Raw genomic sequence first — 22119 nt, 5'->3', positions numbered from 1 at the left:
AGCGCCCCCCTCTGTCCTGCCGGACATCTCCCCCACAAGGGGGGAGATTGGCAGCTTCGCCGACACCGCACCCCTTCTTAACCCTACCTCCCTTCCAACCTTGCCGCCTTCTCCAGCGCCGCCAGTTGCGCTTCGTCCAGTGTCAGAAACCCCATGATGTGCTGCACCACTTCGGCGCGCGCGTTGCTCAGCGCGCTGTGCAGCTCGAAGCCGTTCGGCGTCCTGGTCTTGGCCAGCCACTCGCCATAGGACGGGCGGCGGTAATAGCCGGTCGTCGCCGTCAGGTCGGCCAGCACCATCTCGCCGTCCTGGCCCGAAAACACCCTGAGATAGGCCCTGGTCAGCGCATCCTGCGCCTTGGCCGCGCCGCCGGCCTGGCGCGAATGGGCGAAGCGTTTGCCGCTCATGCGCCGCCCTCGCCGCCCTGCGGCATCAGCCCGCTGAGACTGTCGAGCAGGCCGCTATCGCGCGCCTGGACCACCGCCGGCACGGCATCCCTGGCAACCCTGCCGGCGGCGGCGATCGCCGCCATGCCGGCCTGCGCTTGTTGAGCCTTGGCTCTGGCGTCGCGAATATCAGCCACCTCGTCCTGGCGGCGAAAGATGCGCTGCGGGCTGCGGCCGGCGCTCTGCACGATCTTCAGCGCCTCGTCGCCGTCGATATTGTCCATCACGCCGGGGTCGAACTGCGCCATCTGCATGGCCGTGGTCACCACCTGGATGGTGTCGCGCGCCTCGGCCGAGCGGCGCAGCACGTCGAGCGGCCCGGTGAAGGTCGGCCGCACCGCCTTGCCGGCGAGGCTCGCCGGCGGCAGGAACCGGCTGTCTTCCTCATAAAGTCCTTTGTCCTCGAGGATAGCGAGCTCGCGGTCGAGATTGGCGGCAAAGCCGGCCTGGATGATCGAGCCGGAGGGCCCGAGCAGCGCGCCCTTCTCCTCCTGCCGGATCAACGCTTCGGTGGCCGTCATCTGCGGGTTCTGCACCAGCGTCTGGAACAGGTTGACGAACATCATGTCGCGGATCTCCTCGGCCCGGCTTTCCGCGTAGTCGAATGCATAGGTCGGGTTCTGGCCCACAGCGATCGGCGCAATCAGCGGCCGGCCATTGTCGTCGATCAGGCCGGGATAATTCTCGCCGGGATTGAGCACCGGCACATAGTCGAGCCGTGCCTTCGACGCGGTCGCCGGATCGGTGATCTGCTGCAGCGCCCTGAGGCCCGAGCGGCGCACGGCGTTTTCCTCGCGCACCGTGGTCAGCGCCTCGATGGTCGGCGAGATGCCATAGGGGTCGCCCTCATAGCGGCGCCAGTTGAAGGATGACACCGGGAACGAGCGGAAACCGCTTTCCCTGACGATGACCTCCTCGTCCTCGACGACGTGATAGGAGGCGAACGCCGTGTCGAGATACTGGTAGGTGCCGGAGAGCCGGTACATCTTGCGCTCGTCGCGCGGCTGGATGCACTGGATCAGCGAAATTTTGGTCTCGCACTTGGCCGGGTCGTCGACCAGCATTTTGATCCGCGCCGGCAGCTTGTCATAGCCGAGCAGCTGCGCCGCCTGCCGTGCCGTGCGCTCATAGCGGCGGTGGAAAATGTCGACCTGGCCCCAGCGGTTGCGGCAGAGATAGCCCTCGACCACCGGGATCGAGGCATAGCGGATCAGCGTGCCGCCAAAGCCCTCCTCGGCGTAGAGATAGGCCGGGCCATAGCGCACGACGTTGCGCAGGCAGGCCTGCGTCGCCGGCACGAAATTCGAATTGGCCGAATAGCGCAGCGCAAACAGGAAGTCGCGAAGCGCCTCCGCCCATTCCTTCTCCTCCTCGCTCTCCTCGTCGTTCACAGCGGCGGTCGACAGCCCGTGCCATTTTTCCGACTGCGGAATGATCAGGCTTTCCAGCCCCGCAGCCAGCCGGTTGGCGGCCGAGTTGATGGTGTTGGCGTAGACACGGGCGCCGCGCCGCTCGTGCCGCTCGGCCTGCGGTTCCGCGCCCCGGCGCCCACTCCAGACATCGGGCGCGTCGGGGTCGCAGAATTCCGACACCGCCTCCCAGATCGCCTCATACCGGCTGCGCTCGCTCTCCAGTTCCGCCTGTCGCGACAGGATATCGTGGGCACGGGAATCGCTCGCCATGGCATGTCCTCCTTCGGTGGTACCAGCTTGTTCGAAGCCCAGATATTGCCAAGGCCAGGTCGAATTTTGTTCGCTTTTGCGATGTTCAAGGGGGCGCGGCGGCGACTCAAGGAGATCGATTTGACGATGACGGAAAGCCTACCCGGCGCCCTGAAGAGGCGCAGCAAGCAGGTTGCAAAGCGGCTGATCGGCTACGATTCCCGCAACTGGCTGCGCATCAGGCAGATCGAGGCGTTCACCGCGTTTCTTGAGGCCGACGGCCGCAAATCCTCAGACGTGGTCGAGATCTCGCCCGGCTGGAACCGCCACTGGAAAACGATGTGCTCCAACTACACCTCCGTCGATTTCCCCGACTTCGACATCTGCAAGGACCGCACCGACCGGCAATATTCCGTGGTCATCGCCGACCAGGTGCTGGAGCATGTGCAGCGCCCGTTTGCCGCGGCACAGAATATCCACGCCATGACCCGGCCGGGCGGCTGGGCGATGGTGGCGACGCCATTCCTGTTCAGGGTGCATGCCAGGCCGCACGACTACAACCGCTGGACCCCCGCCGGCCTGAAGCAGCTGCTGGTCGAAGGCGGCTTCCCGGAATCTGGGATAGAAGTGTTCGGCTGGGGCAACAGAGCCTGCGCCAAAGCCCATATCGGCGGCCCGGTGCGCGCCTACGGCCTATGGCGCGACCTCAGCAACGACGAGGAATATCCGCTGATGGTCTGGGCGTTCGCGCGCAAGCCGGGGTGACAGCGCGCCACATCACACCCCCAGCAGCACGCGGCGCTGACCGGTGACCTCGCTCGGCGACAGATCGGTCTTGACGGTGCTCAGCGTTCCCTGGCGCTGCTCGAGCTCAGCCCTGAGTGCGGCTTCGCGCGCCTGCACGTCCTTGTCGGCAATGGTCGGTGTCGGTGGCAGCGGCTTCAGCGCCGGCGGCTTTTGAAATAGGCACATGGTTCCAGCTTTCTCGTGTCCAGTCGTAGAGCAAAAAATCCTCGCCGTTGCGGCCGTAGCCCGGCAGGCGGCAGCGTTGCGTGGCGCCAAGCCGGGCCAGCCAGCGCAGCGCCAATTCATTGGTGGCCAGCGCCCGCGCCTCAACCCGCCAGGCGCCATGCGCGGCAACCTGCGGACCGAGCACGGCGCGAAAGAACTCGGTAATGCCAGGCACGCAGCGCTTCATGCGGCGTGTGCCCCAGCTCCAGGCGATCCATAATCCGCCGCGCTGTTCGGCGGCGCCAAAGCCGGCCTCCGGATTGCCGTCCAGCTCGGCGACATAGGCAAACCGCTGCAGCGCCGTCAGCGCCAGCAGCGCCGGCGACCATTCGTCGAACTGGCAATCGATCTCGGCCCGGTCTTCTGGCCGCAGATTGGCGGCGATGTAGCTGAGGTCGCGCAGGGTTGCGGGGATGATACGGACGGTCATGAAGAGGCCATGGCGTGCGGTTCTCTCGCGGCCCGCGACAAACGCATTGCTATCTGCGGATTGGCGAAGCAGAAGTTCCAAGAATTTCTTCGTCTTCGAAAACGCTACTCGTTTCCTGCAACGAATATGCGTGCAGCGGAATCCACACCAACACGATTGAGAATGAAGCGCGGCGTGTTCGGGGTCTATCAGCATTGCGGCAAGGCGCATCTGCACCGCTACTTGGCCGAGTTCGATTTCCGCTACAACCGCTGCGCCGCGTTCAAAGTCTCAGATGCAGAACGGGCCGAAGATTTGCTTCACATAGCCCGCGATAAGCGCCTTACATGTCGGCGGATTGGCGAAGCCGGTATCGCCTGAACAAAAGGCGCGAAAGTTTCTCCACAGGCGAAAAAAACGTCGACTCGACTCAGACTAAACGCCGGGCCATTGTTCTCACGCACCAACTAAGGTGGGGAGAGAAATGGCAAAAAACGAAACCACATCTAAGGGCGTCGCTAGCGCGGCGTCCAAAATCCTAAGCAATCCTAAGTCAACAAAAGCAGAGAAAAGCGTTGCGGCATCAGCTTTGACTCAGGCAAAGGACAAGGGACCGGGACGGTCTAGCCGTGGGAAAAAAGGCTAGCAATTCCGTACAGTGCTAGGCCGGCAAGCGGTGCAATTGCCGCCGCCCAAAATGCAACAGTTAGCCACATTGCGTTGCCGGCCAGTATTTCTGCATTTTCAGCGATGCCAGCCGAATAGTTTTCGGCTTCTATGCCAATTGACTCGTCAAGCGGCTGGGAAAGGCTTCCATACCATTTCTCCGGTTCGTTTCCAGGGTAGTTGAAATCGACGGGGCGGGCCGAATAGAAACTACAACCAGCTGCAATGCCAAAAGCAATTCCAGTGGCGATGCCAGCTGAGAGCATCGGAAGATCCGGCTTTGCGGCGTAGTACCCGACCGACGCGGCCAAAATAGCGCCAGAGAACCCGCTGAAGGTCGCGGCGGCTGATGTGGCTCGTTGATCAGCCGCAATACCGGCGGTTATTTGGGTAGAAAGATACTTGTCCGCTTGATCGAAAACGAAACGGGTGACTTCATGACTCGCGTTTTTCCAGTCGGGCAAGTTTGCCATTCTCTGAATCCTTTGTTCTGGGTGCCGATTCGATTGACGTTTCCGGTCTTTGGATTTTGAGGTGTTTTCAGCATGCGCCGCAATACACCGTCGCCATTTTTCCTGGTCTTTGTATTCCGGGGATTTAGCAATGCCTCAGTCTTTGTCCACCAAACCGAAAATCACGCAATGGCGAGAGGATGAAAGCGTCCTGGCCGACCACCCGACGCTCTCCCCTTACATCGCACAAGTGGTGGCGATCTCATCAATGATCGAACATCAGTGGGCGATTATGCTTTGCTATATTGCGAAAGCCGACCCCCGTGCAGCTGTTGTCATGCATAGAGCCTTAAACAGCACAGCTGCACAGATGGCAGCCTTTGAGGCCGTTGCGGCAGTTCGCTTATCAGACGACAGCAAGCTTTTGCATGAGGCCGTAAAAATGGCGACCAAGGGCTACACTCGTATTCGGAACGAATTCTGCCATCACCTGTGGGCTGACACCATTCAAAGCCCAGATGTTCTCCTGCTTATCGATCCCATCGTGACGACCGATTTCATGGCGGATATGGAGGAGCCGGTTGAGTTGACCCAACAGCATCGGAGCGAGAAGCGCAGTTCCTTCCAACGATCAAAAATCATGGTCTACAATGAGAAGGACTTGGAAGCCGCCCGAACCAAGATGTCGAATGCTCTGCTGATCATTAGGGGTTTCTGCGACACTGCGCGCAGAACCACGCGCTGAGTTAGTCGCCGTTCCAGAAGTCGCGCAAGCTCTTCAACAACTGGTTCGTCAGAACTCTCAACCAGCTCGTGCCGAACCATTCGAATAGACCGACCTTCCCCTCACCGGAACGCCCCCAGCGGATCGCTCTGTCCTGCCTTTCGCCGTGCCGTCTTGAACTCGGCCGGGTCGACCACCGCTTCCCTTAGCATCATCACACCATAGCGTGTCGCCGCCATCAGGTCGTCGCGCAGCTTCACCACCTGGCCGTCTTTGCGGTGGTAGAGCCGAAACTCCTCGAACCAGGGCAGAAGCGTCGAGAACACCTTGAAGCGGCCGCTCTGCATGCGGTCGAGCATCTCCATCAGCCCGGCCTCGACAGACACCGAACCGTCGGCGAACTGCGCATGGCTGGAAAGCATGTTTAGCCCATGCGCGGCATATTGCCGGGCAAGTGCCACGCCCGCACCTTCCAGCGTCTCGCGGCGGCCGTCGCGCGGCCACGCCCAGGGCAGCCATTCGCCCCACGGTTTTAGGGTCAGCGCCTGCATGGCCGGCGTTTGCTGCGAGGCGCGGCAGGCTTTTGCGACATAGACGACGTCGGCTTCGGTATCATAGGCGAGCTCGACAGCAGCGGAAGGGTGATCCCAGCCGAAATCCAGCGCCCCGAGCCGCGGCCAGTAGCGCGGCAGCCGGAACGGCTCGCAGGCAATCAGCTCCTCCGCCACCGGAAAGATGCGGCCGGAACCCAGCACCGGAATGCCCCTGGCCCGCGCCTCGCGCTCATGCGCCGGATAGGCCGATATGATCGCGGCGCGCTGCTGCGGCGTGTAATGCTCGGCATCGTCGATGGTCATGAAGGTGACGTGGCGGGTCATTTCTTCGCCCTCGCACTTGAATCATGTTGGCAGGCGCCGGACGTATGGTGTTGTTTTAGCAAGGACTTTTTGGGTGGCGGGACAGCGCCCCCCTCTGTCCTGCCCTCTTTGCCAAGAACTTGGCATCTCCCCCACGAGGGGGGAGATTGGATGTCGCATTGGCTTTCGCCAATCTCCAACGGTTGTAGGCAATCGGGGCGCGGAAGCTGCCAATCTCCCCCCAAGTGGGGGAGATGTCCGGCAGGACAGAGGGGGGCGCGAAGGAACGCAACGGGTGAGCGGAAGCGAAAGCTTTCCTTCCCAAAAACCAGCTCACCTCCCCATTCCCGCCACCTCTTCCGCCGACAGAAACAACAACACCACTTCCGACATGCCGAGCAAAGGCGTGAAGGTGACGATGGTGATGCCGCCGGTGGCGTTGGTGCGGGTCAGGCCTTCGGAATAGATGTCGAGCGGTGGTTCCTCGTCGAACCAGACGCCGTGCAGCGTTTCGCCCTGCCACTTTTCGCGGCCCTTCTCAAAACTCTTGAACGACAGCACCGATTCGTCGGCCTGCACATCGCCGCCGCCGCCATGGCGCACGACGACGCTGTCCAGCCCATGCGGCGCGCCGCGCCCCATGATGGTGCTGACAAGGGCGTCGGCCGGGATCATGCCGGTGCCCCACGCCGCCGGCTGCTGCGGCGGGCCGATCAGGATGCGCTGCGGGTTGTCGCGCGTGCCCTCGGCGGTGACGCCGGCCGCCCACAGCCGCACGGCCGTGTCAAAAACCTTGCCTTGCCACCACTCGGGATAACGGCCGGTGAGGTGCATCGCCCATTCGGCGCCGCCGGCCCTTGTCTTGCCGAGCTGGTTGCCGGCCATGAACAGGCGTTCTCGGTTGGCAGCGCCAGCCGCATGGAACTCGGCCTGTCGCGGGTAAGGCCGGTAGCCGGCAAGCTGGTTAGTGCGCCGCCTCCGGTCCAATTCCCTGAGCAGGCTCAGATACTCGGTCTTCGCCGTCGCGGCCCGGCTTTGCGAGGCCTGGTCTTGCGAGACCCTGTCTTGCGACGCCAGACTTTTCGAGAAACGGCCGCAGGACGGCTTCGAGGCCGCGGATGCGCTGCCTGATTTCGTCATCGCTCAGTGCTTCCAGACTGTTGATGTTGAGATGCAGGTCCTTGGGCAGCACCGACAGCACGATCTTCAGATACTGATCGGGCTTTTCGGTGCGGACCTCGGCGATGACACCGGCGCCATGCGCCCGGAAATCGGCGCGGATGGCTTCCAGAAAACCATCGGCCAGCGTTTTTTTCGCTCGCTTCGGCCGGCGGGAAGGCCTGGGTTCGGTCACATCAGCCGGTTCGTCGTCGAAAGGATTCTCGGCCATGCCCTACCCCGCCGTCCCGGCCGACATCGCGCGTCGCGTTCCTTCGCGCCCCCCTCTGGCCTGCCGGCCATCTCCCCCACAAGGGGGGAGATTGGCAGCTTCACTCGCCGCGCTCGTCCTGCAAGGCAGACGATTGGCGAAACGATGCAACAGCCGATCTCCCCCCAAGTGGGGGAGATGCCAAGTTTTGGCAAAGAGGGCAGGACAGAGGGGGGCGCTGTCCCGCCGACATTGATATCGGCAACACAGGCACAAACGTTCGAGAAGGCTTGATATAAAAAACCCGCCTCGGTCGGGCGGGTCGTTGGCGCAAATCAGCACCATGACTATATTCCTAGCATAGCTGCCGTCACAAAGCAAGCGAAATCTCGGGCCGGCCTAAAATTCGGCCGCCCGCCGCGATATGGTGCAGGCTGTCCGGATCGGAACCGGCGCTCGCGCGTTTGCAATTTTGCCAATGGGAGCAAAGCCATGAATGTCGCCAATCTGCAACTCGAGGGCCTGCTGATGGCCGTCGCATCGATCAATCAGGTGCTTGTCCGCAAGGGCGTGCTGACAGTCGAAGAGATAGACATCGCCTTGCGCAAGGCCGAAGCCAGCGAGACCAGCGAGGAGCGCTCCGAAGGCATGTCGGCGTCGAGCCGCGATGCCGTCAACTTCCCGATCCGGCTGCTGGAACTGGCGAACCAGTGTCAGCCGGAGGCGGACATGCCGTCCTTCTCCAAACTGGCGCGCATGGTCGGCCGGATGAAGGAACCCTACAACGACCAGATGTGACGTCGCGATCGCCCACCGTCCGGTCGGAACGCCGCTTGCCAGCCGAACTACGATCATCTGGCCGGTGCAGGCTTCCAGGTCAGCACACGGCCCGGGCCATGCACGGCTGCAAACAGCAGCCCGGCCAGGAAGGTGAAATGATCGACGAAAAAGCCGAACTCGGCCTGGTTTCCGGCCCAGTGCGACGGCCCGTGGAAGGCAAAGGCGAGGAACAGCACATAGGCGCCGGCGACAAGAGCGGCCTGCGAGAAGAAGGCGCCGGTCAGGAAGCACAGCACCAGCACCACTTCGAGCACCGCCGCGCACCAGGCCAGAACCAGCGGGAACGGAAATCCGGCGGCGGCGATGTAGCCCGCGGTGGCGCCCATGTCGATGAATTTGAAGGTCACCGCCATCAGGAAGACGGCCGCGAAGATCAAGCGGCCAATCAGGATTGCCGCGATCTGCCACGGCGGTTGAGCCGGTGATTGAGCGGGTTCCAACGACATGACGTCCTCCAGGGTTGCGACCGGTTTCGCCCCAAGGACGTTACACCAGCCGCAAACCCGACATCATCCCCTGAGAATACTGGCTGAGACAGCGCCTGCAAAGAAAAGGCCCCTCTCCGGCCGCGGAGCCTGTCCTCGGGCTTGCCAAAGGCAAGACCCGTGGGCGGCCACCTCTCCCCCCGCTTCGCGCGGGGCGAGGAACCAAGCCTGGATCTACTCGGCCGCGTGGTGGCTGATCGGTGCCCGCACAGCCCCATACTGGCTGCTCCAGCGGTCGGTCATGCTGGATGCCGTCGACCGGAAGATCGTCGCGGCGCTGGAGCGCGATGCGCGCACCTCCTTCGCAGTGCTTGCCGACGAGGTCGGCTTAAGCAAGACACCGTGCTGGAAGCGGGTCAAGGCGCTGGAGGACGCCGGCATCATCCGCGGCTACTCGACGCGGGTCGACCCGGCCAAGCTCGGCTTCGGCATCGAAGCCTCCATCCAGGTGTCGATCGATTTCGAACTCTCCGAAGCCTTCGAGGCCGCCGTCCAGGCGCATCCGCTGATCCGGCGCTGCCACGCTACCACAGGCGAGGCCGACTATCTCCTGCAGATCGTGACGGTCGACATGATGGCGCTGGACAGGATGCTGCGCGTCGAGCTCAGCCGCCTGCCCGGCGTGCGCCGCACGATCACCTCGATGGCGATGCGCGAGATCAAGGATGACATTTCTTTCGCCAATGCCGTGGGGCATGCGCAGCAGGAAGCTTAAGGCGTGTAGCCCAGCGCGGCCAGGGCCGACAGCCCTGCAGCCAGGCCAATTGCGATAACAATGCCGAAATGCCGTTCCAGGAATTTGCGCCCCTGCCAGTCGTATCGCATTTCTAAAAACTCCGCCGCGTAATCTGGGGCAGCGTGTTCAGGCGTCAAGGCCGGGTCCTTGACCGGCGGTGGACAGGCAGCTGCCATTGTTCATATCGTGGTTCATATCGGAACGTGGAACGACACTCATGGCCGAGCATGCTTGCGCTAAAGCTGAGCTTCGATGGCAGCCTTGTCTATAACAGACCATACTTCTACAATTGTTTCGTTGCGAAATTCATAGATAACATTCTCGGCAAAGGAAACTCTCCTCCCATTTACAGGGAGGCCGAGGAACCTTTCTTTCGGCGTGCAGTCGAACCCGAGCCGGCTCGCTATATAAGGCGGATCGGAAATCAGCATCTGGACGTTGAAATAAAGGTCCGGAATGTCAGCAAAGTCTCTCTCCAGCATTTCGAGATAACCTGACAACCCGAGCCGCCGGCCGTTGTGGATCACCTCATCATCAACGAACTGCCCCAGCTTCGGCCAGTCCTGCTTATTCAGGCAGGCGATGTAGTCTCGGTAGACGTCGGAGAGGTCGGTTTTAATCACGGCGATTGCTCCTATCTCTACAAGGCCCTGCTGAAAGGGCAGTGTCTCACATGCTCAAGCAGATGACGGCATGAAGCGGCTTCATGCGCGGATGAGAAAGTGTTAGACAGCGTTCACTTCCTCTATTCCCGCTTCGTCTAATGGTAGGACAGCGCCCTTTGAAGGCGTGAATCGTGGTTCGAGCCCATGAGCGGGAACCAGGAATTTCAATAACTTAGATGATTTTCTCGCCAAACTGTCCAATATTTGGCCTACCGCAAGCTCCTAAGCTATGATGACGGGGGCGGCGGTCTTGGCGTCCGTGTCCTGCTGACCAGGGGCGGCCTCCTGCGCGCTGCCGGTCTGCTGGCCAGGTGCGCAATCCTTGGCCGAGTTCGGGTTCGTGCCGCTGGTGGTGGTTGTGTCAGTTTCCTGATCAGTGCTGGGCGTGGTCGTTGTCGTGGTCGTAGAAGTTCCGCCCGAGGAACCTTTCTGTTTGCCAGGTGCTCGGGATGCACTTCGAGCAGCGTGATTATCACCGTCGGTTTGCAGCGGCTGCAGTCGAATTTGAGCTTCGCACACCATGGTCAGGACGGCTCCGATTTCGCTCCGCATCGAACAGGGGTTGAAAAATGCTCTGGAGGAAGCGGCGAAGGATGACATGCGGTCTGTGTCATCGATAGTCGAGAAGATCCTGACCACGTATCTGCGGGAAAAGGGCTACCTGCCGAAAGGCGCAGCAGAATAGCTATGCTCGTCACCGTCAGCCGGGAGGAGTGTAGAGCGGCTCTCTGCATCGATGAACCAAGCACTGGCCATCGCGCGTCGGCACAAACCCTACCGCTGGGATTTCCGACCAGTCGCACGCATTGCTGTACCGGCGGACGTAGAGGGCATAGGTGTTCGGGCCGGTGGTCAGCACCGCCGAGCCATGGCTCTGGATTAGCGCCTGCGTCTGTTGGCAGGTCATGGCGCGGGTGTCCGGCCTGGCCTGGGCGAGGGTTGTGAAGGCAAGCGTGACCGCTGCCGAGGTCAACGCAATCCGGCGAATGGACATGACGAGACTCCCATGATGAGCCATTTGGTTGACAAACTCGCATGTCGCAGGGCAGCTGTGCAATGGCGGCCTCCAAATCGGAATTCCGGACTGGAGCAAACCGCCCGCCCCGTGCGAACTGACGGCGTGCCGCTGGAGCCCGCAACCGAGGACGCTCTCAACTCCATCGCGGCTGAAATGAAAATTGGCCGGGCGGATCTCATTCAAATCGTGCTCCGCGAATGGCTGGAGACAAACGCCTATCTGCCAGTCCGAACGATCGACGAGGAAAGCGAGACGGACGGCAGCGCCTAGGGACTTGACGATCTGCGTTCTATACCCGTCGAACTTGACCTCGTGAAGCCAGTTGTCACCCTCGGGAGGCTTCTCAACCAAGGTCGGCATTAGGGCGGGACAAACTTCAAACGCATGCATTGACTCGCAAACCCGCGACGCAATTAGCACGCTCTTAATTAGTTCCGGAACATTTTAACGAACCGTTGACCGCGCCGTCCTATTCTGGGACAGCGCGGTCAACCCCAAGGGCTGCGCAGGCGGCTCCGGCAATTCGTCTCCCCGCACCACTGTCGGAGCCGCTACCACACTCCTCTAAAATACCAGCAATGGTTGAACCAACTGTTACCGCACGTGCTTTCCAGTGCGCTTTCCCAGTCGTTAGACTTTGATGGAACAGAGCCTCGCCTTCACGGTTGACGCTGGCAAGGATGGCCGGGCGACCAAGCGACCCTATAACCACCAGATATGACGGAGGACCACATGGCCGACGACAAATCCAAGAGCAAGCAGGACCGCAAACCGGCCGCCGGCGAGGAGCCTTACGATGTAGCGGCGTTTGCGAAAAAATACGGCATACCGCCGAGCGAGGCCGCGACCATCATCAAGCGGTACGGGCCTTCGAGAAAGAAGCTCGACGCGCATATGGCGAGCCGCAACGCCTGATCCGCATCGGCGGCGGCTGCAGGATAGGAGTTGCGATTATATTAGCCTGAGCGCATATTTTGTCAGCCGGTGAACTAAGCCGGTCAGGCTCGGCGCCAGCCCCTCCCTCGATCCCCTCGACGCCGAGCCGCTGGGGATCGGCGGCTCTGGAGGCGAACCATGCCCATGTATCTCTCACGATTCAGCTATACGCCCGAGACCTGGGCGCGCCTGATCGAAAACCCCGAGGATAGACGCGAGGCAGCCCGCACCTACATCGAATCGGTGGGCGGAAAGCTGCACGGGTTCTGGTACGGCTTCGGAGAGCACGATGGCTGGAACCTGTGGGAGGCGCCCGACAACGTTTCGATGGCATCTGTCATGCTTGCCATTGGTGCGGGAGGAGCGCTCAGCTCGTACGAGACCACCGTTCTCCTGAGTGTCGAAGAGACGATGCAAGCCCTTGGCAAGGCGAAGTCGGTCCGCTATCGCCCGCCGGGAAAGTCCTGACCAGTCGCGCATCAAGGCGCCGGACCGGTTTTGCGGACTTTTCGCCCGGCTAGCCCGGAGAGACCCGGGCTAGGCTCGCCGTCCGGCTGGCGCCTGCGCGCTCGCCCGTGTCGCGCTCACCCGGGTCTCGCACGCCCGCGCCACGATCGCTTGCAGCGGCTCGGGCCGGTGCAGCAGAAATCCCTGGCCGAAGGCAATGCCCATATCCGCGAGGATGTCGAGCGCATCCTGCGCTTCGATCTTCTCCGCCACCACGGAGCAACCGAGGCTCCTGGCGATGCCGGATATGGCTGAGACGATTTCGCGGTCGAAGCGGCTATCGGCAATATGCTCGATGAACGCACCGTCGATCTTGATCGTGTCGACGGGAAAGCGCCGGAGATATTCGAACGAGCTCATGCCCGCCCCGAAATCGTCGAGGCTGACGCGGCAGCGCCGCTCGCGCGCCTTGCCGACGAACTGTTCGGCAGCTGCGAAATTGGTGACCGCGGCGGTTTCGGTGATCTCGAAGCCGATGCCGGAATGCGGCGCCCCGGTCTCAGCGATGACGGCGTCGACGAAATCCCAAAGCTGCGGGTCGCTCAGCGTCTGCGCCGACAGGTTGAAGCCGAGCGTGAGTGCCCCGGACTTCAGCGCCGGACCATGAAGCGACAGCGCCGTCCTGATGATCCAGCGGTCGAGCCGCGAGGCGACGCCGAACCGCTCCGCCGCCGGGATGAACTCGCCCGGCGGGATCAGCCGCCCGTTGCGGCCGGCGAGCCGCGCCAGGACCTCGACATGGCGGCTTTCTTGCCAGGGTTTTCCGAGCTGGTGGATTTCCTGGCCGAACAGTTTCAGCCTTCCGTCCGCCATGGCGTCGACGGTGTCGGCGGCCAGCCGCGCCGCATTGAGGCCACTGGAACCGGATGTCGTCTCGGGCGAGAACACCGCGAAGCGATTGCGCCCGGCGGCTTTGGCCGCATAGCAGGCGTCGTCGGCGCAGGCGAGCGCGTCGGCCACGGCGGTATTCGCATCGGCGACAAAGGCGATGCCGATGCTGGCCGCGAGCTTGCGCGACGTCGCCGTCGAGCCGAGGTCGGCGTCGCGAACCGCCGCGAGAACGGCGCCGGCGAGACGCTCGGCTTGCGCTGCGTCGCAATCAGGCACCAGCAGCGCGAACTCGTCGCCACCGAGGCGCGCGGCATGCACCGACGGCGGCAGACAGCCCAGAATGCCCTCGGCGACGCGCTTCAGGGCAAGGTCGCCGGCGGCGTGGCCGGCGAAGTCGTTCAGTGCCTTGAAGTAGTCGAGATCGACGTAGAACACCGCGAGCCGGCGCGCCGTTGCGATGTGCTCGGCCAGCAGCCGGTCGAATGCGGCGCGGTTCAAAAGGCCGGTCAGCGCGTCATGGCGGGCCGCATGGGCAAGTTCCTGCTCGCGTTGCTTCGCCTCGGTGATGTCGCGCACCGTGCCCAGGATCTGGCCCGACGACTGGGCGTCGGCGAACCGTATCAGCGATTCGAGATGTCGGATTTCGCCGTCCCGCTTGATGATGCGGTACTGCACGGCGACGACCTTTTGGCTTTGCAGCGGTGCCAGGTGGGCCCGCTCGGCGTCGGCCCGGTCGTCCGGATGCAGGTAGCTGTGCCAGAGGTCTTGCGACACCTCGTCGGTGTCGGCGACAAGCCCGTAGATGTCTCGCGTGCGCTTGTCCCAGTAGCTTTTGCGTGCGGCGAGATCGTGGTGCCAGATGCCGGTGCCGCTGGCCGCCAATGCCAGGCGAAAGCGGACGTTGACCTGTTCGAGCTCTGCTTCCGCTTGCTTCTGCTTGGTGATGTCGGTCTGGACGCCCATCAGTCTGACCGGCCGCCCTTCCGCGTCGCGTTCGACCACTCCGCCGCGATCGAGAACCCATACCCAGTGACCGGATTTGTGCTTCAGCCTGAGCTCGGTCTCGATCGAATCGGTCAGGCCGGCAATGTGACGTTCGCCGCTGGCCACCGCCCGTTCGCGATCGTCGGGATGCGTCAGCTGCAACCAGAGATCGCTTGTCTCGGCAAGCTCACCCTCGCCATAGCCGAGCATCTGCAACCACATCGCCGAGTAGAAACAGTCGCCGCTCCTGAGATCCCAGTCCCAGACGCCAAGATGCGCGCGCTCGAGCGCCAGCTCCCAGAACTCTCCGTTGCGATCCTTGTTGTCGGCCATGTCCTGGACTTCGCCTGCCCCATCGCGGCCATTGTGCGGCAAAAGCAAAGAAGAAACCGTTACTGCGCAGCGGCTTTGCGAAGAGGACCCCACCCCTAACCCCTCCCACAACAGGGAGGGGAACTTTGCGGCAATAGCAGCCACAGCCGCGACGGCGCCAGCCCTCATTTCTTCCCTTGCGGGTAGATCGTCTCACCGCGCTTCAGCATCTCGACGAAGGCAGCGATCTTCTTCTTGCGCCCAGCCTCGGTCTTCATGTTGTGGATGCGGAAGGCGAGCGCGAAGCGGTTCTGCGCGCTGAGACTTGCCAGCATCGCCTTGGCCTTGGGCTCGGCGTCGATGGCCGCCTGCAAATCCGCGGGGATTTTCATGTCCTTGCCGCTTCCATAGGCGCGCACCCAGCGCCCGTCGGCCTTCGCCGCATCGACCTGTTTGAGCCCATGCTCGGTCATCCGGCCCGCCTCGATCAGCCGGGCGACGTTGTCGACGTTGATCTGGCTCCAGGTGCTCTTCCTGCCGCGCGGCGTGTAGCGCTGCAAATAGCTCTTGTCGTCGAGGCCCTTGCGCACGGCATCGATCCAGCCCCAGCACAGCACGACGTCGATGGCCTCCTTGGGCGTGATCGAAGGCAGTCCCGAACCGACCTTGTGGATCTTGATCCAGACTTCTGTCTCGGTGTCGTGATGCTTGCCGAGCCAGGTGTAGAAGCTTTCGCCATCGCTGAATTCGCGGACCTTGGCGGGGTCGACCTCGACCGGCGCCATCAGCGGGTCTCGCTTTTTGCGGTCATCATCGTTTCCTCCTCGTCGCTGCTTAGCGCCGATCGAATGGAGCAACGGCAACCTCGTTGCAAGGCTTGCAGGACAGCGAAGCTGCCGATCTCCCCCCTTGTGGGGGAGATTGGCAACGTCGCTGTCCCCGCCCGAGAAGGATCCGAGAAGGGGGGAGCTTCACTGCAGCTGCGGTTTCTTGAGAAAGCTGTTGCGGTCGGCCGACTTGACGCGCAGCCAGGTTTCGCGGCCGTCGCGCACAACCCGCAGCGGGATCTCCGCCCCCGCCGGGTTCTGCCACAGCTTGCGGTAGAAATCGGCGAGCCCGTCGACTTCGCCGTCGCGCACATCCGAGATGATGTCGCCCTGGCGCAAGCCGGCTTCGGCGGCCGGGCTGCCTTCGGCGACGCTCATCACCACGACCTCGCCATTGCTTTCGGCGGAGAAGGCGCCGAGCCACGGGCGCGGTGGCTTGGCAACCTGGCCGCGTGTCAGCAGATCGTCGAGGATGGGCGGCAGCAGGTCGATCGGCACCACCATGTTGATATCGGCGATCTCGCCGGCGCGGCTCATCTGCAGGCGCAGCGAACCGATGCCGAGCAGCCTGCCGTCCTGCCCGATGAGTGCCGCACCTCCCCATGACGGGTGAGCGGGCGCGGTGAAGATCGCCTCGTCCAGCAGATACTCCCAATAGCCGGCGAATTCCTGCTTGGTGACGATGTGCGCACTGACCGCCTGGCCGATGCCGTCGGCGAGCACCACCGGGTCGCCGGCCATCGCCCTGCCCGCGTCGCCGAAAGCCACCGCGGGCAGGCCGAGCGGCGCCAGCGCCTGCACCAGGCCGAAGCCCGTTTCCTGGTCGTAGGCGAGCGCGTGCGCGGGAACCACGCGCCCGTTGTGGTCGGTCAGCCAGACTTCTTCCGCCTCGGTGATGAGGTAGCCGATGGTGAGCACCAGACCGTTATCGCGAATGACCACGCCGCTGCCTTCCCGGCTGGTGCCCAGCGCATTCGCGGTGAAGGCATCATCCGGGATCGAGGCGCGCACCGTCACGATGGACCGCAAAATCGTATCGATGGTCATGCTCTCAATCCTGGCCATATTCACGACGACCGTTCAGAGGGCCGGTATCTTCTATAGCTATGGCGCATGCGACGAGGCGCAAGGGCCGGATGCAATCGCGCAGGCTTGCGCTGCCGACATCGACAATAGTTCAACACAAGTTGAACTTCCCGCAGCGTGCACTACCTGTATCTATGCTGATGCTCCCGAAGACCCTCCCCGCTCACATCAAAAGGCCTCCCGAGATGAACGACTACACACCGCCGAAAGTATGGACCTGGAACAAGGAAAATGGCGGCGCCTTCGCCAGCATCAACCGGCCGATCGCGGGCCCGACGCATGACAAGGAGCTGCCGGTCGGCAAGCATCCGCTGCAGCTTTACTCGCAGGCGACACCAAATGGCGTGAAGGTGACGATCATGCTGGAGGAGCTGTTGGCGCGCGGCCACAAAGGCGCCGAATATGACGCCTGGCTGATCAGGATCAACGACGGCGACCAGTTCGGCAGCGGCTTCGTCGAGGTCAACCCCAACTCCAAGATCCCGGCGCTGATGGACCGCAGCGGACCGAAGCCGATCCGCGTCTTCGAATCCGGCTCGATCCTGCTGCATCTGGCCGAAAAATTCGGCGAATTCCTGCCGACCGAGCAGCCGGCGCGCGCAGAAACCCTGTCGTGGCTGTTTTGGCAAATGGGCTCGGCGCCCTATCTCGGCGGCGGCTTCGGCCATTTCTACGCCTATGCTCCGGAAAAGTTCGAATATGCCATCGACCGCTTCGCCATGGAGGTGAAGCGCCAGATGGATGTGCTCGACCGGCGGCTGGCGGTAAGCGAATATCTCGGCGGCGACGCCTACACGATTGCCGACATCGCCGTGTGGCCCTGGTATGGCGGGCTGGCCAAGGGCCGCATGTACAACGACGCCGGCGAGTTCCTGTCGGTGCAGGAATACAAGCACGTGCAGCGCTGGGCCGACGCGATCGACGCACGGCCGGCGGTGCAGCGCGGCCGCATGGTCAACCGCGCCTTCGGCGAGCCGGCGATGCAATTGCACGAGCGCCACGAGGCCAGCGATTTCGACACCAGGACGCAGGACAGACTGGCGGCGGAGTGATCAGAGCGACCGAGCTGGAGCGGATGACGCGCTGCGCAGTATCAGGCATATGCACACGAACATATATACTGATTGACTAAAGTAATGGAACGTCCAAGGCACATTTCCAGAACCGAACATGTCCGCTTTCAAGCGGTTTAGACCATACTGTCTATCTATGAACATTATGGTCTAGGCATGTTTATATTGGTGCTGGCCGACCTGAATCTCGAAACCGCATGCCGTCTCGACGGTCCAGTACTCGCGGGTCGCGGTCACCTGTGTGTCTTTCGTTCGGCCCTATAGATCAGCCGGACGACGGACAAAAAATATCCAACCTGCAGAACGATCAAGGCAACGACCGCCCAGCCCAGCGCCTTCCAGATTGAACCCGTTGCCAAAAAAGTCGAGAGCGCCACGACGAATGACGCGGCCGTCATCGCCACCAGGAACTGTGGAAAATTCATCGTTTTTCAAGGCCGCCCCGGAGCCTCTAACAGCAGCGACGACCACCCTTGCCCATTTACCCCGGACCAACGTTTTCACCCTTTTGATGGTTGCGCAAGTAGCAATGGATCGGAAATGTGCCCATGCTTAACACAACCTATGATTGAGACGCTTCCTGGCTGGTGCTGTTCCATTCGAAAGAGCTGATCTAGCGAGGGAAGACACGATGGAAATTTGTTGCGTGCCGGGCGCTCCAGGCGCAACGTAGGCGCTACGGACTGCGATAAAACAAGAATATCAGTCCAAGGGGAATGGGGGATGACATGGCGCTCAAGGTAATCGGCGCGGGGTTCGGACGCACCGGCACATGGTCGACCTTTGCCGCGCTGAACAGGCTCGGCCTTCCCTGCTATCACATGCAGGAAGTGATCCTCAACAAGGCCAACAAGGGCCACCTCGATTTCTGGCGCAAGGTAGCGAACAGCAAGCCCGGCACGCCGCACGACTGGGACCGGGTGTTTGCCAACTACACGGCGACGGTCGACAATCCCGGCTGCTGCGTGTGGCGGGAGTTGCTGGCCGAATACCCTGACGCCAAGGTGCTGCTGACGCTCCACCCGCGCGGCGCCGAAGGCTGGTACGACAGCACGATCGACACGATCTACTTCACCGAGAATCTCTGGCAGTTCAAGATTTTGGAGTGGCTGACGCCGTTCGGCCGAAAATTCGGCGACATGTCGCGCAAGCTGATCTGGGGCCGCGTGCTGGCCGGCGTGATGGACGACCGCGAGCGCGCGATCGCACGCTACAACGCCTACACCGATGAGGTGAAGGCAGCCGTTCCGCCGGAAAAGCTCCTGGTGTTCACGGTGACCGAAGGCTGGGGGCCGTTGTGCCGCTTTCTCGGCGTGGCGGAACCGCAGGAGCCGTTCCCGAACCTCAATGACCGCTCAAGCGTCAAGAAGGTGATCCGCGACGTCATCAAGGGATCCTACATCATGCTCGGGCTGTCGATCGCGGGGGTGGTGGCGGTGCTGGGCGGGGTTTTGTGGTGGCTGGGGTAGTGGCCAGGAGATAACGCCAGGCAATCGCTTCAGACAAAAAATGGCTCCAACCGGGTGTTGGGATGACCACTGTCGATGTCGGCGCCGCCCCTCATTGCCCTGCCGGGCATTTCTCCCCGTATAGTGACGGGGAGAAAGGACACCTCACCGCCGCTCAGGCCGACATCGCCAGCGGCCTTGCGCTCTTGTTGGGGATTTGGATGTCGATCTCCAGTGTCGACATCGTCTCGCCGCGATCCATCGAGACCTGCAGATAATCCTGGTCGATCTGCACATGCCTGGCGATGACGGCCATGATCTCCTCGCGCAGCACCGAGACGAGATCGGGCTGGCTGCGGTTGCGGCGCTCATAGGCGAGCAGCACCTGCAGCCGCTCGCGCGCCACCGGCGCGCTGCCGCGCCGCTTGAAGAGGTCTAACAGGCTCATGCTGCCCTCCTTCCAAAAAGCCGGTCGAGAAAGCCCTTGCGCTCGAACGGCACGACGACCGGCAGGTCCTCGCCCTCAAGCCGTTTGGCCGCCTCGATATAGGCGCGGGCGGCTGAATTGGTCGGATCGCTGAGTGTCACCGGCGACCCGAGGTTGGAGGCCTTGAGCACGTCCTGGCTCTCGGGAATGATGCCCAGCAGCGGCGTCGACAGGATCTCGAGCACGTCGTCGATCGAGAGCATTTCGCCGCGCGCCGCGCGCGCCGCATCATACCGCGTCACCAGCACATGCTTGGCGATCTGCTCGCCCCGCTCGGCCTTGACGGTCCTGGCGTCGAGCAGGCCGATGATGCGATCGGAATCGCGCACCGAGCTGACTTCCGGGTTGGTGACGATGACCGCCTCGTCGGCAAAGCGCATGGCAAGCTGCGCGCCGCGCTCGATGCCGGCCGGGCTGTCGCAGAAGACGTAGTCGAACACCGAGCTCAGCTTTTCGATCACCTCGCCGACGCCCTCCTCGGTCAGCGCATCCTTGTCGCGCGTCTGCGAGGCCGGCAGCAGGAACAGCGTCTCGACCCGCTTGTCGCGGATCAGCGCCTGCGACAGCTTGGCCGTTCCCTGGATGACGTTGACCAGGTCGAACACCACCCGCCGCTCGGCGCCCATGATCAGATCGAGATTCCTCAAACCCACGTCGAAGTCGACCAGCGCCACCCTCTTGCCGGTTCTCGCGACGGCGGCGCCAAGGGCGGCCGTCGAGGTCGTCTTGCCGACGCCCCCCTTGCCCGAGGTGACCACCACAACTTTGCCCATCTATGCCTCCTTATTGTTGTTGGTATTGTCTAATCGTTCGATTTATGTTATGCGCTTAAGTCTTTGTTTTTATTCCAAAATAACTGCGTACTTTCGGGTAACAGCATTAGCTGAACGGCGCGATGCGCAGCGTGTCTTTTTCCAGAAACGCCTGCACCGCTTTGCCACGCAAGGCCGGCTCCATCTCCTCGGCGGTGCAATACCAGCCGTCGACCGACAGCAGTTCGGCCTCGTTTTTGCGGCAGAAGATGCGCGCCGCCGAATGGCCGAGCACACCCGCCGACGCCCGCCCGCGCAGCGTGCCGTAGACGTGGATCGAGCCGGCGGCGACGATCTCGGAACCGGAGGCGACGGAGCCCAGCACGATGACATCGCCATGCGCGTGGAAGATCGACTGGCCCGAGCGGATCGGCGTCTTGACCATCAGCGTGGCCGGCGCGTCCGGCACCCTGTCTTCTGGCTGCCTGTCTTCTGACTGCTTGCCCGGTTCCGCCCTGCCTTCTTCCGCCCTGCCCGCCTCTTCCGGCCTGCCGGCAGCCTTTTGATCGGCCTGCATCAGCAGCCCGGCTGTGGCCTCCTTGGCGCCGATCAGCACAGGCGGCAGACTGGGCTCAAGCACCGTGTTGCCGTCGAGCTCGATGGCATAGATGCGGATGCCGCGCAGGCCAAGCTCGGCAACCAGCGCTTCGATCTGGCTGACCGCGGGCTTCAACGTGTTGAGGTTGAGCACCACCGGGCGGCCGGCAAAATAGCCGGGAGAATTGCCGATCCAGCGGTCGAGGCTTTCCAGCCACTCCGAAAGCGGCGTCTCCGGGGTGAGTGTGAAAGCGACGAAGGAGCGGGCGCGAAAGCGAATGGATTTGGTCTCGACGGGGGCGGCGAAGGTCACGGACAGCGATTCCTTACTGATAGGTAAACGCTAGCCAGCCATGGTTAACGAAAGGTTAACGGAGGGGGTGCTTGCGGCATCCGGAAAGCTGTTACTGACAGGCCCGGCGTGTCAGCAGCCAGCGGACAGCGTTGGAAATTGCCTGCCCTTCCTCGACACCTTGCTGACTAAATACCCTTCGCTGCGTCCTCGATCAGTTCCGCCAGCAAGCTAGAGAACCGCTCGTCAGCCCTATCCCCGATGTTTCCCACTTCTCTCGCCACCATCCCGGGCGAAGAGACCGACACCTGTCCACTCAGCTGAACGTTGACCGTGAACGCCCTTCCAGCCACCTCCTTTTCCGTTCCCCGCTTCCTGTAGATTCTGAACCGAATAGATGGTGTTGATGCTTTGGCTTGGCGGCGTGGCGCGGTGTCCATCTCGACCGCCACCTCGCCTGCCACGTCAGCCCTGGCCGTTTCCAGCGACGCAACCACGACGTCGTTTAGCCAGGCCCTGGCTTGCGCGCCGAAGTCCACCGCCTCGGCCTTCTGATTGCCGACCTTCTCCTCCTGCTCACGGCGAGCTTCCTTGCCGCGGTCAAGGGCATCTTTGAACTTGGACATCGTGATTTGCCTCCAATTGTGA

The 22119-nt window shown here is 62.5% G+C and carries 28 protein-coding genes, 1 tRNA gene and 2 pseudogenes; 11 read left to right on the top strand and 20 right to left on the bottom strand.

Annotated features, from left to right (window positions below; all coding sequences use genetic code 11):
* Positions 1–83 precede the first annotated feature (83 nt).
* Positions 84–407 carry a Bbp19 family protein gene (locus BQ8794_RS30240; protein ID WP_077382795.1) on the bottom strand — a complete coding sequence of 108 codons (324 nt, stop codon included), beginning with the start codon at positions 405–407 and terminating at the stop codon, positions 84–86.
* On the bottom strand, positions 404–2128 hold the full coding sequence (locus BQ8794_RS30235; RefSeq protein WP_077382792.1) for a portal protein: 1725 nt from the start codon (positions 2126–2128) through the stop codon (positions 404–406). Before BQ8794_RS30235 ends, BQ8794_RS30240 begins: the two co-directional genes overlap by 4 nt.
* Before the next feature lie 126 nt (positions 2129–2254).
* Here BQ8794_RS30235 and BQ8794_RS30230 point away from each other — a divergent pair, with 126 nt between their 5' ends.
* Positions 2255–2872 (top strand): methyltransferase domain-containing protein, encoded by a 618-nt coding sequence (locus tag BQ8794_RS30230; RefSeq protein ID WP_077383488.1) that lies wholly within the window; start codon positions 2255–2257, stop codon positions 2870–2872.
* 12 nt (positions 2873–2884) lie between these two features.
* Here the strand turns inward: BQ8794_RS30230 and BQ8794_RS37125 are convergent, their stop codons facing one another.
* Positions 2885–3010, bottom strand: coding sequence for a hypothetical protein (locus tag BQ8794_RS37125; RefSeq protein WP_280174630.1), 126 nt, complete (start codon positions 3008–3010; stop codon positions 2885–2887).
* Entirely contained in the window at positions 2979–3548 is a 570-nt protein-coding gene (locus BQ8794_RS30225; protein ID WP_077382789.1) for a hypothetical protein, read from the bottom strand. Before BQ8794_RS30225 ends, BQ8794_RS37125 begins: the two co-directional genes overlap by 32 nt.
* A gap of 162 nt (positions 3549–3710) precedes the next feature.
* Between BQ8794_RS30225 and BQ8794_RS37560 the strand changes: the two are divergent.
* Positions 3711–3908 (top strand): annotated as a pseudogene (locus BQ8794_RS37560) (IS1595 family transposase); the annotation flags it as partial.
* Between the two features lie 242 nt (positions 3909–4150).
* Here the strand turns inward: BQ8794_RS37560 and BQ8794_RS30215 are convergent.
* Positions 4151–4666 (bottom strand): hypothetical protein, encoded by a 516-nt coding sequence (locus BQ8794_RS30215; RefSeq protein WP_077382786.1) that lies wholly within the window; start codon positions 4664–4666, stop codon positions 4151–4153.
* 130 nt (positions 4667–4796) lie between these two features.
* Here BQ8794_RS30215 and BQ8794_RS30210 point away from each other — a divergent pair, with 130 nt between their 5' ends.
* Positions 4797–5390, top strand: a complete 594-nt coding sequence (locus BQ8794_RS30210) for a hypothetical protein (RefSeq protein ID WP_077382783.1) — start codon at positions 4797–4799, stop codon at positions 5388–5390.
* 101 nt (positions 5391–5491) lie between these two features.
* Here BQ8794_RS30210 and BQ8794_RS30205 read toward each other — a convergent pair whose 3' ends face one another.
* The 3 genes and pseudogenes from BQ8794_RS30205 to BQ8794_RS36915 form a co-directional block, all read right to left on the bottom strand.
* Positions 5492–6247, bottom strand: coding sequence for a phage terminase large subunit family protein (locus tag BQ8794_RS30205; RefSeq protein ID WP_077382780.1), 756 nt, complete (start codon positions 6245–6247; stop codon positions 5492–5494).
* Between the two features lie 345 nt (positions 6248–6592).
* Positions 6593–7231: pseudogene (locus BQ8794_RS30200) on the bottom strand (terminase large subunit domain-containing protein); the annotation flags it as partial.
* On the bottom strand, positions 7191–7616 hold the full coding sequence (locus BQ8794_RS36915) for a hypothetical protein (RefSeq protein ID WP_244555162.1): 426 nt from the start codon (positions 7614–7616) through the stop codon (positions 7191–7193). The gene BQ8794_RS36915 and the pseudogene BQ8794_RS30200, both read right to left, overlap by 41 nt.
* Before the next feature lie 471 nt (positions 7617–8087).
* On the opposite strand from BQ8794_RS36915, the gene BQ8794_RS30185 reads away from it, so the two are divergent.
* A complete protein-coding gene (locus tag BQ8794_RS30185) occupies positions 8088–8393 on the top strand; it encodes a hypothetical protein (protein ID WP_077382773.1) in 306 nt (101 codons plus the stop codon).
* 53 nt (positions 8394–8446) lie between these two features.
* Here the strand turns inward: BQ8794_RS30185 and BQ8794_RS30180 are convergent, their stop codons facing one another.
* Positions 8447–8881: a DoxX family protein gene (locus tag BQ8794_RS30180; RefSeq protein WP_077382770.1), complete on the bottom strand. Its 435-nt coding sequence runs from the start codon at positions 8879–8881 to the stop codon at positions 8447–8449.
* A gap of 280 nt (positions 8882–9161) precedes the next feature.
* Between BQ8794_RS30180 and BQ8794_RS30175 the strand changes: the two genes are divergently transcribed.
* Positions 9162–9635 (top strand): Lrp/AsnC family transcriptional regulator, encoded by a 474-nt coding sequence (locus BQ8794_RS30175; RefSeq protein WP_077382767.1) that lies wholly within the window; start codon positions 9162–9164, stop codon positions 9633–9635.
* Here BQ8794_RS30175 and BQ8794_RS35860 read toward each other — a convergent pair.
* Both BQ8794_RS35860 and BQ8794_RS30170 read right to left on the bottom strand, forming a co-directional pair.
* Entirely contained in the window at positions 9632–9793 is a 162-nt protein-coding gene (locus BQ8794_RS35860) for a hypothetical protein (RefSeq protein WP_167378899.1), read from the bottom strand. The two genes, BQ8794_RS30175 and BQ8794_RS35860, sit on opposite strands and share 4 nt — an antisense overlap.
* A 99-nt stretch (positions 9794–9892) precedes the next feature.
* The gene (locus tag BQ8794_RS30170; RefSeq protein ID WP_077382764.1) at positions 9893–10279 is read right to left on the bottom strand and encodes an ester cyclase; all 387 of its coding nucleotides are present in this window, start codon (positions 10277–10279) and stop codon (positions 9893–9895) included.
* A 126-nt stretch (positions 10280–10405) separates the two neighbouring features.
* On the opposite strand from BQ8794_RS30170, the gene BQ8794_RS30165 reads away from it, so the two are divergent.
* Positions 10406–10479: transfer RNA gene (locus BQ8794_RS30165), tRNA-Gln, on the top strand.
* A 542-nt stretch (positions 10480–11021) separates the two neighbouring features.
* Here BQ8794_RS30165 and BQ8794_RS30150 read toward each other — a convergent pair.
* Positions 11022–11315, bottom strand: coding sequence for a hypothetical protein (locus BQ8794_RS30150; protein WP_077382755.1), 294 nt, complete (start codon positions 11313–11315; stop codon positions 11022–11024).
* 12 nt (positions 11316–11327) lie between these two features.
* Here BQ8794_RS30150 and BQ8794_RS35260 point away from each other — a divergent pair, with 12 nt between their 5' ends.
* From BQ8794_RS35260 to BQ8794_RS30135, 3 genes are all read left to right on the top strand, one after another.
* Complete coding sequence (locus tag BQ8794_RS35260) at positions 11328–11609, top strand: hypothetical protein (RefSeq protein WP_143744764.1); 282 nt, start codon at positions 11328–11330, stop codon at positions 11607–11609.
* Positions 11610–12071: 462 nt separating this feature from the next.
* Positions 12072–12254, top strand: coding sequence for a DUF3606 domain-containing protein (locus BQ8794_RS30140; RefSeq protein WP_077383486.1), 183 nt, complete (start codon positions 12072–12074; stop codon positions 12252–12254).
* Positions 12255–12413: 159 nt separating this feature from the next.
* The gene (locus tag BQ8794_RS30135; protein WP_027155386.1) at positions 12414–12743 is read left to right on the top strand and encodes a GYD domain-containing protein; all 330 of its coding nucleotides are present in this window, start codon (positions 12414–12416) and stop codon (positions 12741–12743) included.
* Positions 12744–12812: 69 nt separating this feature from the next.
* Here BQ8794_RS30135 and BQ8794_RS30130 read toward each other — a convergent pair whose 3' ends face one another.
* The 3 genes from BQ8794_RS30130 to BQ8794_RS30120 all read right to left on the bottom strand — a co-directional run bounded on the left by BQ8794_RS30130 (position 12813) and on the right by BQ8794_RS30120 (position 16783).
* On the bottom strand, positions 12813–14930 hold the full coding sequence (locus BQ8794_RS30130) for an EAL domain-containing protein (protein WP_077383484.1): 2118 nt from the start codon (positions 14928–14930) through the stop codon (positions 12813–12815).
* Between the two features lie 164 nt (positions 14931–15094).
* The gene (locus BQ8794_RS30125; protein ID WP_077383482.1) at positions 15095–15694 is read right to left on the bottom strand and encodes a YdeI/OmpD-associated family protein; all 600 of its coding nucleotides are present in this window, start codon (positions 15692–15694) and stop codon (positions 15095–15097) included.
* A 186-nt stretch (positions 15695–15880) separates the two neighbouring features.
* Positions 15881–16783 carry a S1C family serine protease gene (locus BQ8794_RS30120; protein WP_077382752.1) on the bottom strand — a complete coding sequence of 301 codons (903 nt, stop codon included), beginning with the start codon at positions 16781–16783 and terminating at the stop codon, positions 15881–15883.
* Between the two features lie 224 nt (positions 16784–17007).
* On the opposite strand from BQ8794_RS30120, the gene yghU reads away from it, so the two are divergent.
* Complete coding sequence (gene yghU / locus BQ8794_RS30115; RefSeq protein WP_077383480.1) at positions 17008–17874, top strand: glutathione-dependent disulfide-bond oxidoreductase; 867 nt, start codon at positions 17008–17010, stop codon at positions 17872–17874.
* Between the two features lie 279 nt (positions 17875–18153).
* Here yghU and BQ8794_RS30110 read toward each other — a convergent pair whose 3' ends face one another.
* Positions 18154–18330, bottom strand: coding sequence for a hypothetical protein (locus tag BQ8794_RS30110; protein WP_244555161.1), 177 nt, complete (start codon positions 18328–18330; stop codon positions 18154–18156).
* 293 nt (positions 18331–18623) lie between these two features.
* Here BQ8794_RS30110 and BQ8794_RS30105 point away from each other — a divergent pair, with 293 nt between their 5' ends.
* Complete coding sequence (locus BQ8794_RS30105) at positions 18624–19364, top strand: sulfotransferase family protein (protein WP_077382745.1); 741 nt, start codon at positions 18624–18626, stop codon at positions 19362–19364.
* A gap of 154 nt (positions 19365–19518) precedes the next feature.
* Here the strand turns inward: BQ8794_RS30105 and minE are convergent, their stop codons facing one another.
* The 4 genes from minE to BQ8794_RS30085 all read right to left on the bottom strand — a co-directional run bounded on the left by minE (position 19519) and on the right by BQ8794_RS30085 (position 22097).
* Positions 19519–19791: a cell division topological specificity factor MinE gene (minE, locus tag BQ8794_RS30100; protein WP_023803855.1), complete on the bottom strand. Its 273-nt coding sequence runs from the start codon at positions 19789–19791 to the stop codon at positions 19519–19521.
* Complete coding sequence (gene minD, locus BQ8794_RS30095; RefSeq protein ID WP_023803856.1) at positions 19788–20603, bottom strand: septum site-determining protein MinD; 816 nt, start codon at positions 20601–20603, stop codon at positions 19788–19790. The genes minE and minD overlap by 4 nt, the downstream gene beginning before the upstream one ends.
* A 106-nt stretch (positions 20604–20709) precedes the next feature.
* A complete protein-coding gene (gene minC / locus BQ8794_RS30090; RefSeq protein ID WP_077382742.1) occupies positions 20710–21492 on the bottom strand; it encodes a septum site-determining protein MinC in 783 nt (260 codons plus the stop codon).
* A 167-nt stretch (positions 21493–21659) separates the two neighbouring features.
* The gene (locus BQ8794_RS30085) at positions 21660–22097 is read right to left on the bottom strand and encodes a hypothetical protein (protein WP_077382739.1); all 438 of its coding nucleotides are present in this window, start codon (positions 22095–22097) and stop codon (positions 21660–21662) included.
* Positions 22098–22119: the final 22 nt, after the last annotated feature.

It is taken from the genome of Mesorhizobium prunaredense (assembly GCF_900156895.1).
Taxonomy (GTDB): domain Bacteria; phylum Pseudomonadota; class Alphaproteobacteria; order Rhizobiales; family Rhizobiaceae; genus Mesorhizobium; species Mesorhizobium prunaredense.
Note: the sequence above shows the minus strand (reverse complement) of the source record. Positions and strands in the feature narration are given on the sequence as shown.

Excerpts from the sequence above, each read along its gene's own strand:
- BQ8794_RS30240 (WP_077382795.1), bottom strand. The coding sequence starts at position 407 with ATGAGCGGCAAACGCTTCGCCCATTCGCGCCAGGCCGGCGGCGCGGCC.
- BQ8794_RS30235 (WP_077382792.1), bottom strand. The coding sequence starts at position 2,128 with ATGGCGAGCGATTCCCGTGCCCACGATATCCTGTCGCGACAGGCGGAA.
- BQ8794_RS30230 (WP_077383488.1), top strand. The coding sequence starts at position 2,255 with ATGACGGAAAGCCTACCCGGCGCCCTGAAGAGGCGCAGCAAGCAGGTT.
- BQ8794_RS30225 (WP_077382789.1), bottom strand. The coding sequence starts at position 3,548 with ATGACCGTCCGTATCATCCCCGCAACCCTGCGCGACCTCAGCTACATC.
- BQ8794_RS30215 (WP_077382786.1), bottom strand. The coding sequence starts at position 4,666 with ATGGCAAACTTGCCCGACTGGAAAAACGCGAGTCATGAAGTCACCCGT.
- BQ8794_RS30210 (WP_077382783.1), top strand. The coding sequence starts at position 4,797 with ATGCCTCAGTCTTTGTCCACCAAACCGAAAATCACGCAATGGCGAGAG.
- BQ8794_RS30205 (WP_077382780.1), bottom strand. The coding sequence starts at position 6,247 with ATGACCCGCCACGTCACCTTCATGACCATCGACGATGCCGAGCATTAC.
- BQ8794_RS36915 (WP_244555162.1), bottom strand. The coding sequence starts at position 7,616 with ATGGCCGAGAATCCTTTCGACGACGAACCGGCTGATGTGACCGAACCC.
- BQ8794_RS30185 (WP_077382773.1), top strand. The coding sequence starts at position 8,088 with ATGAATGTCGCCAATCTGCAACTCGAGGGCCTGCTGATGGCCGTCGCA.
- BQ8794_RS30180 (WP_077382770.1), bottom strand. The coding sequence starts at position 8,881 with ATGTCGTTGGAACCCGCTCAATCACCGGCTCAACCGCCGTGGCAGATC.
- BQ8794_RS30175 (WP_077382767.1), top strand. The coding sequence starts at position 9,162 with ATGCTGGATGCCGTCGACCGGAAGATCGTCGCGGCGCTGGAGCGCGAT.
- BQ8794_RS30150 (WP_077382755.1), bottom strand. The coding sequence starts at position 11,315 with ATGTCCATTCGCCGGATTGCGTTGACCTCGGCAGCGGTCACGCTTGCC.
- BQ8794_RS35260 (WP_143744764.1), top strand. The coding sequence starts at position 11,328 with ATGATGAGCCATTTGGTTGACAAACTCGCATGTCGCAGGGCAGCTGTG.
- BQ8794_RS30140 (WP_077383486.1), top strand. The coding sequence starts at position 12,072 with ATGGCCGACGACAAATCCAAGAGCAAGCAGGACCGCAAACCGGCCGCC.
- BQ8794_RS30135 (WP_027155386.1), top strand. The coding sequence starts at position 12,414 with ATGCCCATGTATCTCTCACGATTCAGCTATACGCCCGAGACCTGGGCG.
- BQ8794_RS30130 (WP_077383484.1), bottom strand. The coding sequence starts at position 14,930 with ATGGCCGACAACAAGGATCGCAACGGAGAGTTCTGGGAGCTGGCGCTC.
- BQ8794_RS30125 (WP_077383482.1), bottom strand. The coding sequence starts at position 15,694 with ATGGCGCCGGTCGAGGTCGACCCCGCCAAGGTCCGCGAATTCAGCGAT.
- BQ8794_RS30120 (WP_077382752.1), bottom strand. The coding sequence starts at position 16,783 with ATGACCATCGATACGATTTTGCGGTCCATCGTGACGGTGCGCGCCTCG.
- yghU (WP_077383480.1), top strand. The coding sequence starts at position 17,008 with ATGAACGACTACACACCGCCGAAAGTATGGACCTGGAACAAGGAAAAT.
- BQ8794_RS30105 (WP_077382745.1), top strand. The coding sequence starts at position 18,624 with ATGGCGCTCAAGGTAATCGGCGCGGGGTTCGGACGCACCGGCACATGG.
- minE (WP_023803855.1), bottom strand. The coding sequence starts at position 19,791 with ATGAGCCTGTTAGACCTCTTCAAGCGGCGCGGCAGCGCGCCGGTGGCG.
- minD (WP_023803856.1), bottom strand. The coding sequence starts at position 20,603 with ATGGGCAAAGTTGTGGTGGTCACCTCGGGCAAGGGGGGCGTCGGCAAG.
- BQ8794_RS30085 (WP_077382739.1), bottom strand. The coding sequence starts at position 22,097 with ATGTCCAAGTTCAAAGATGCCCTTGACCGCGGCAAGGAAGCTCGCCGT.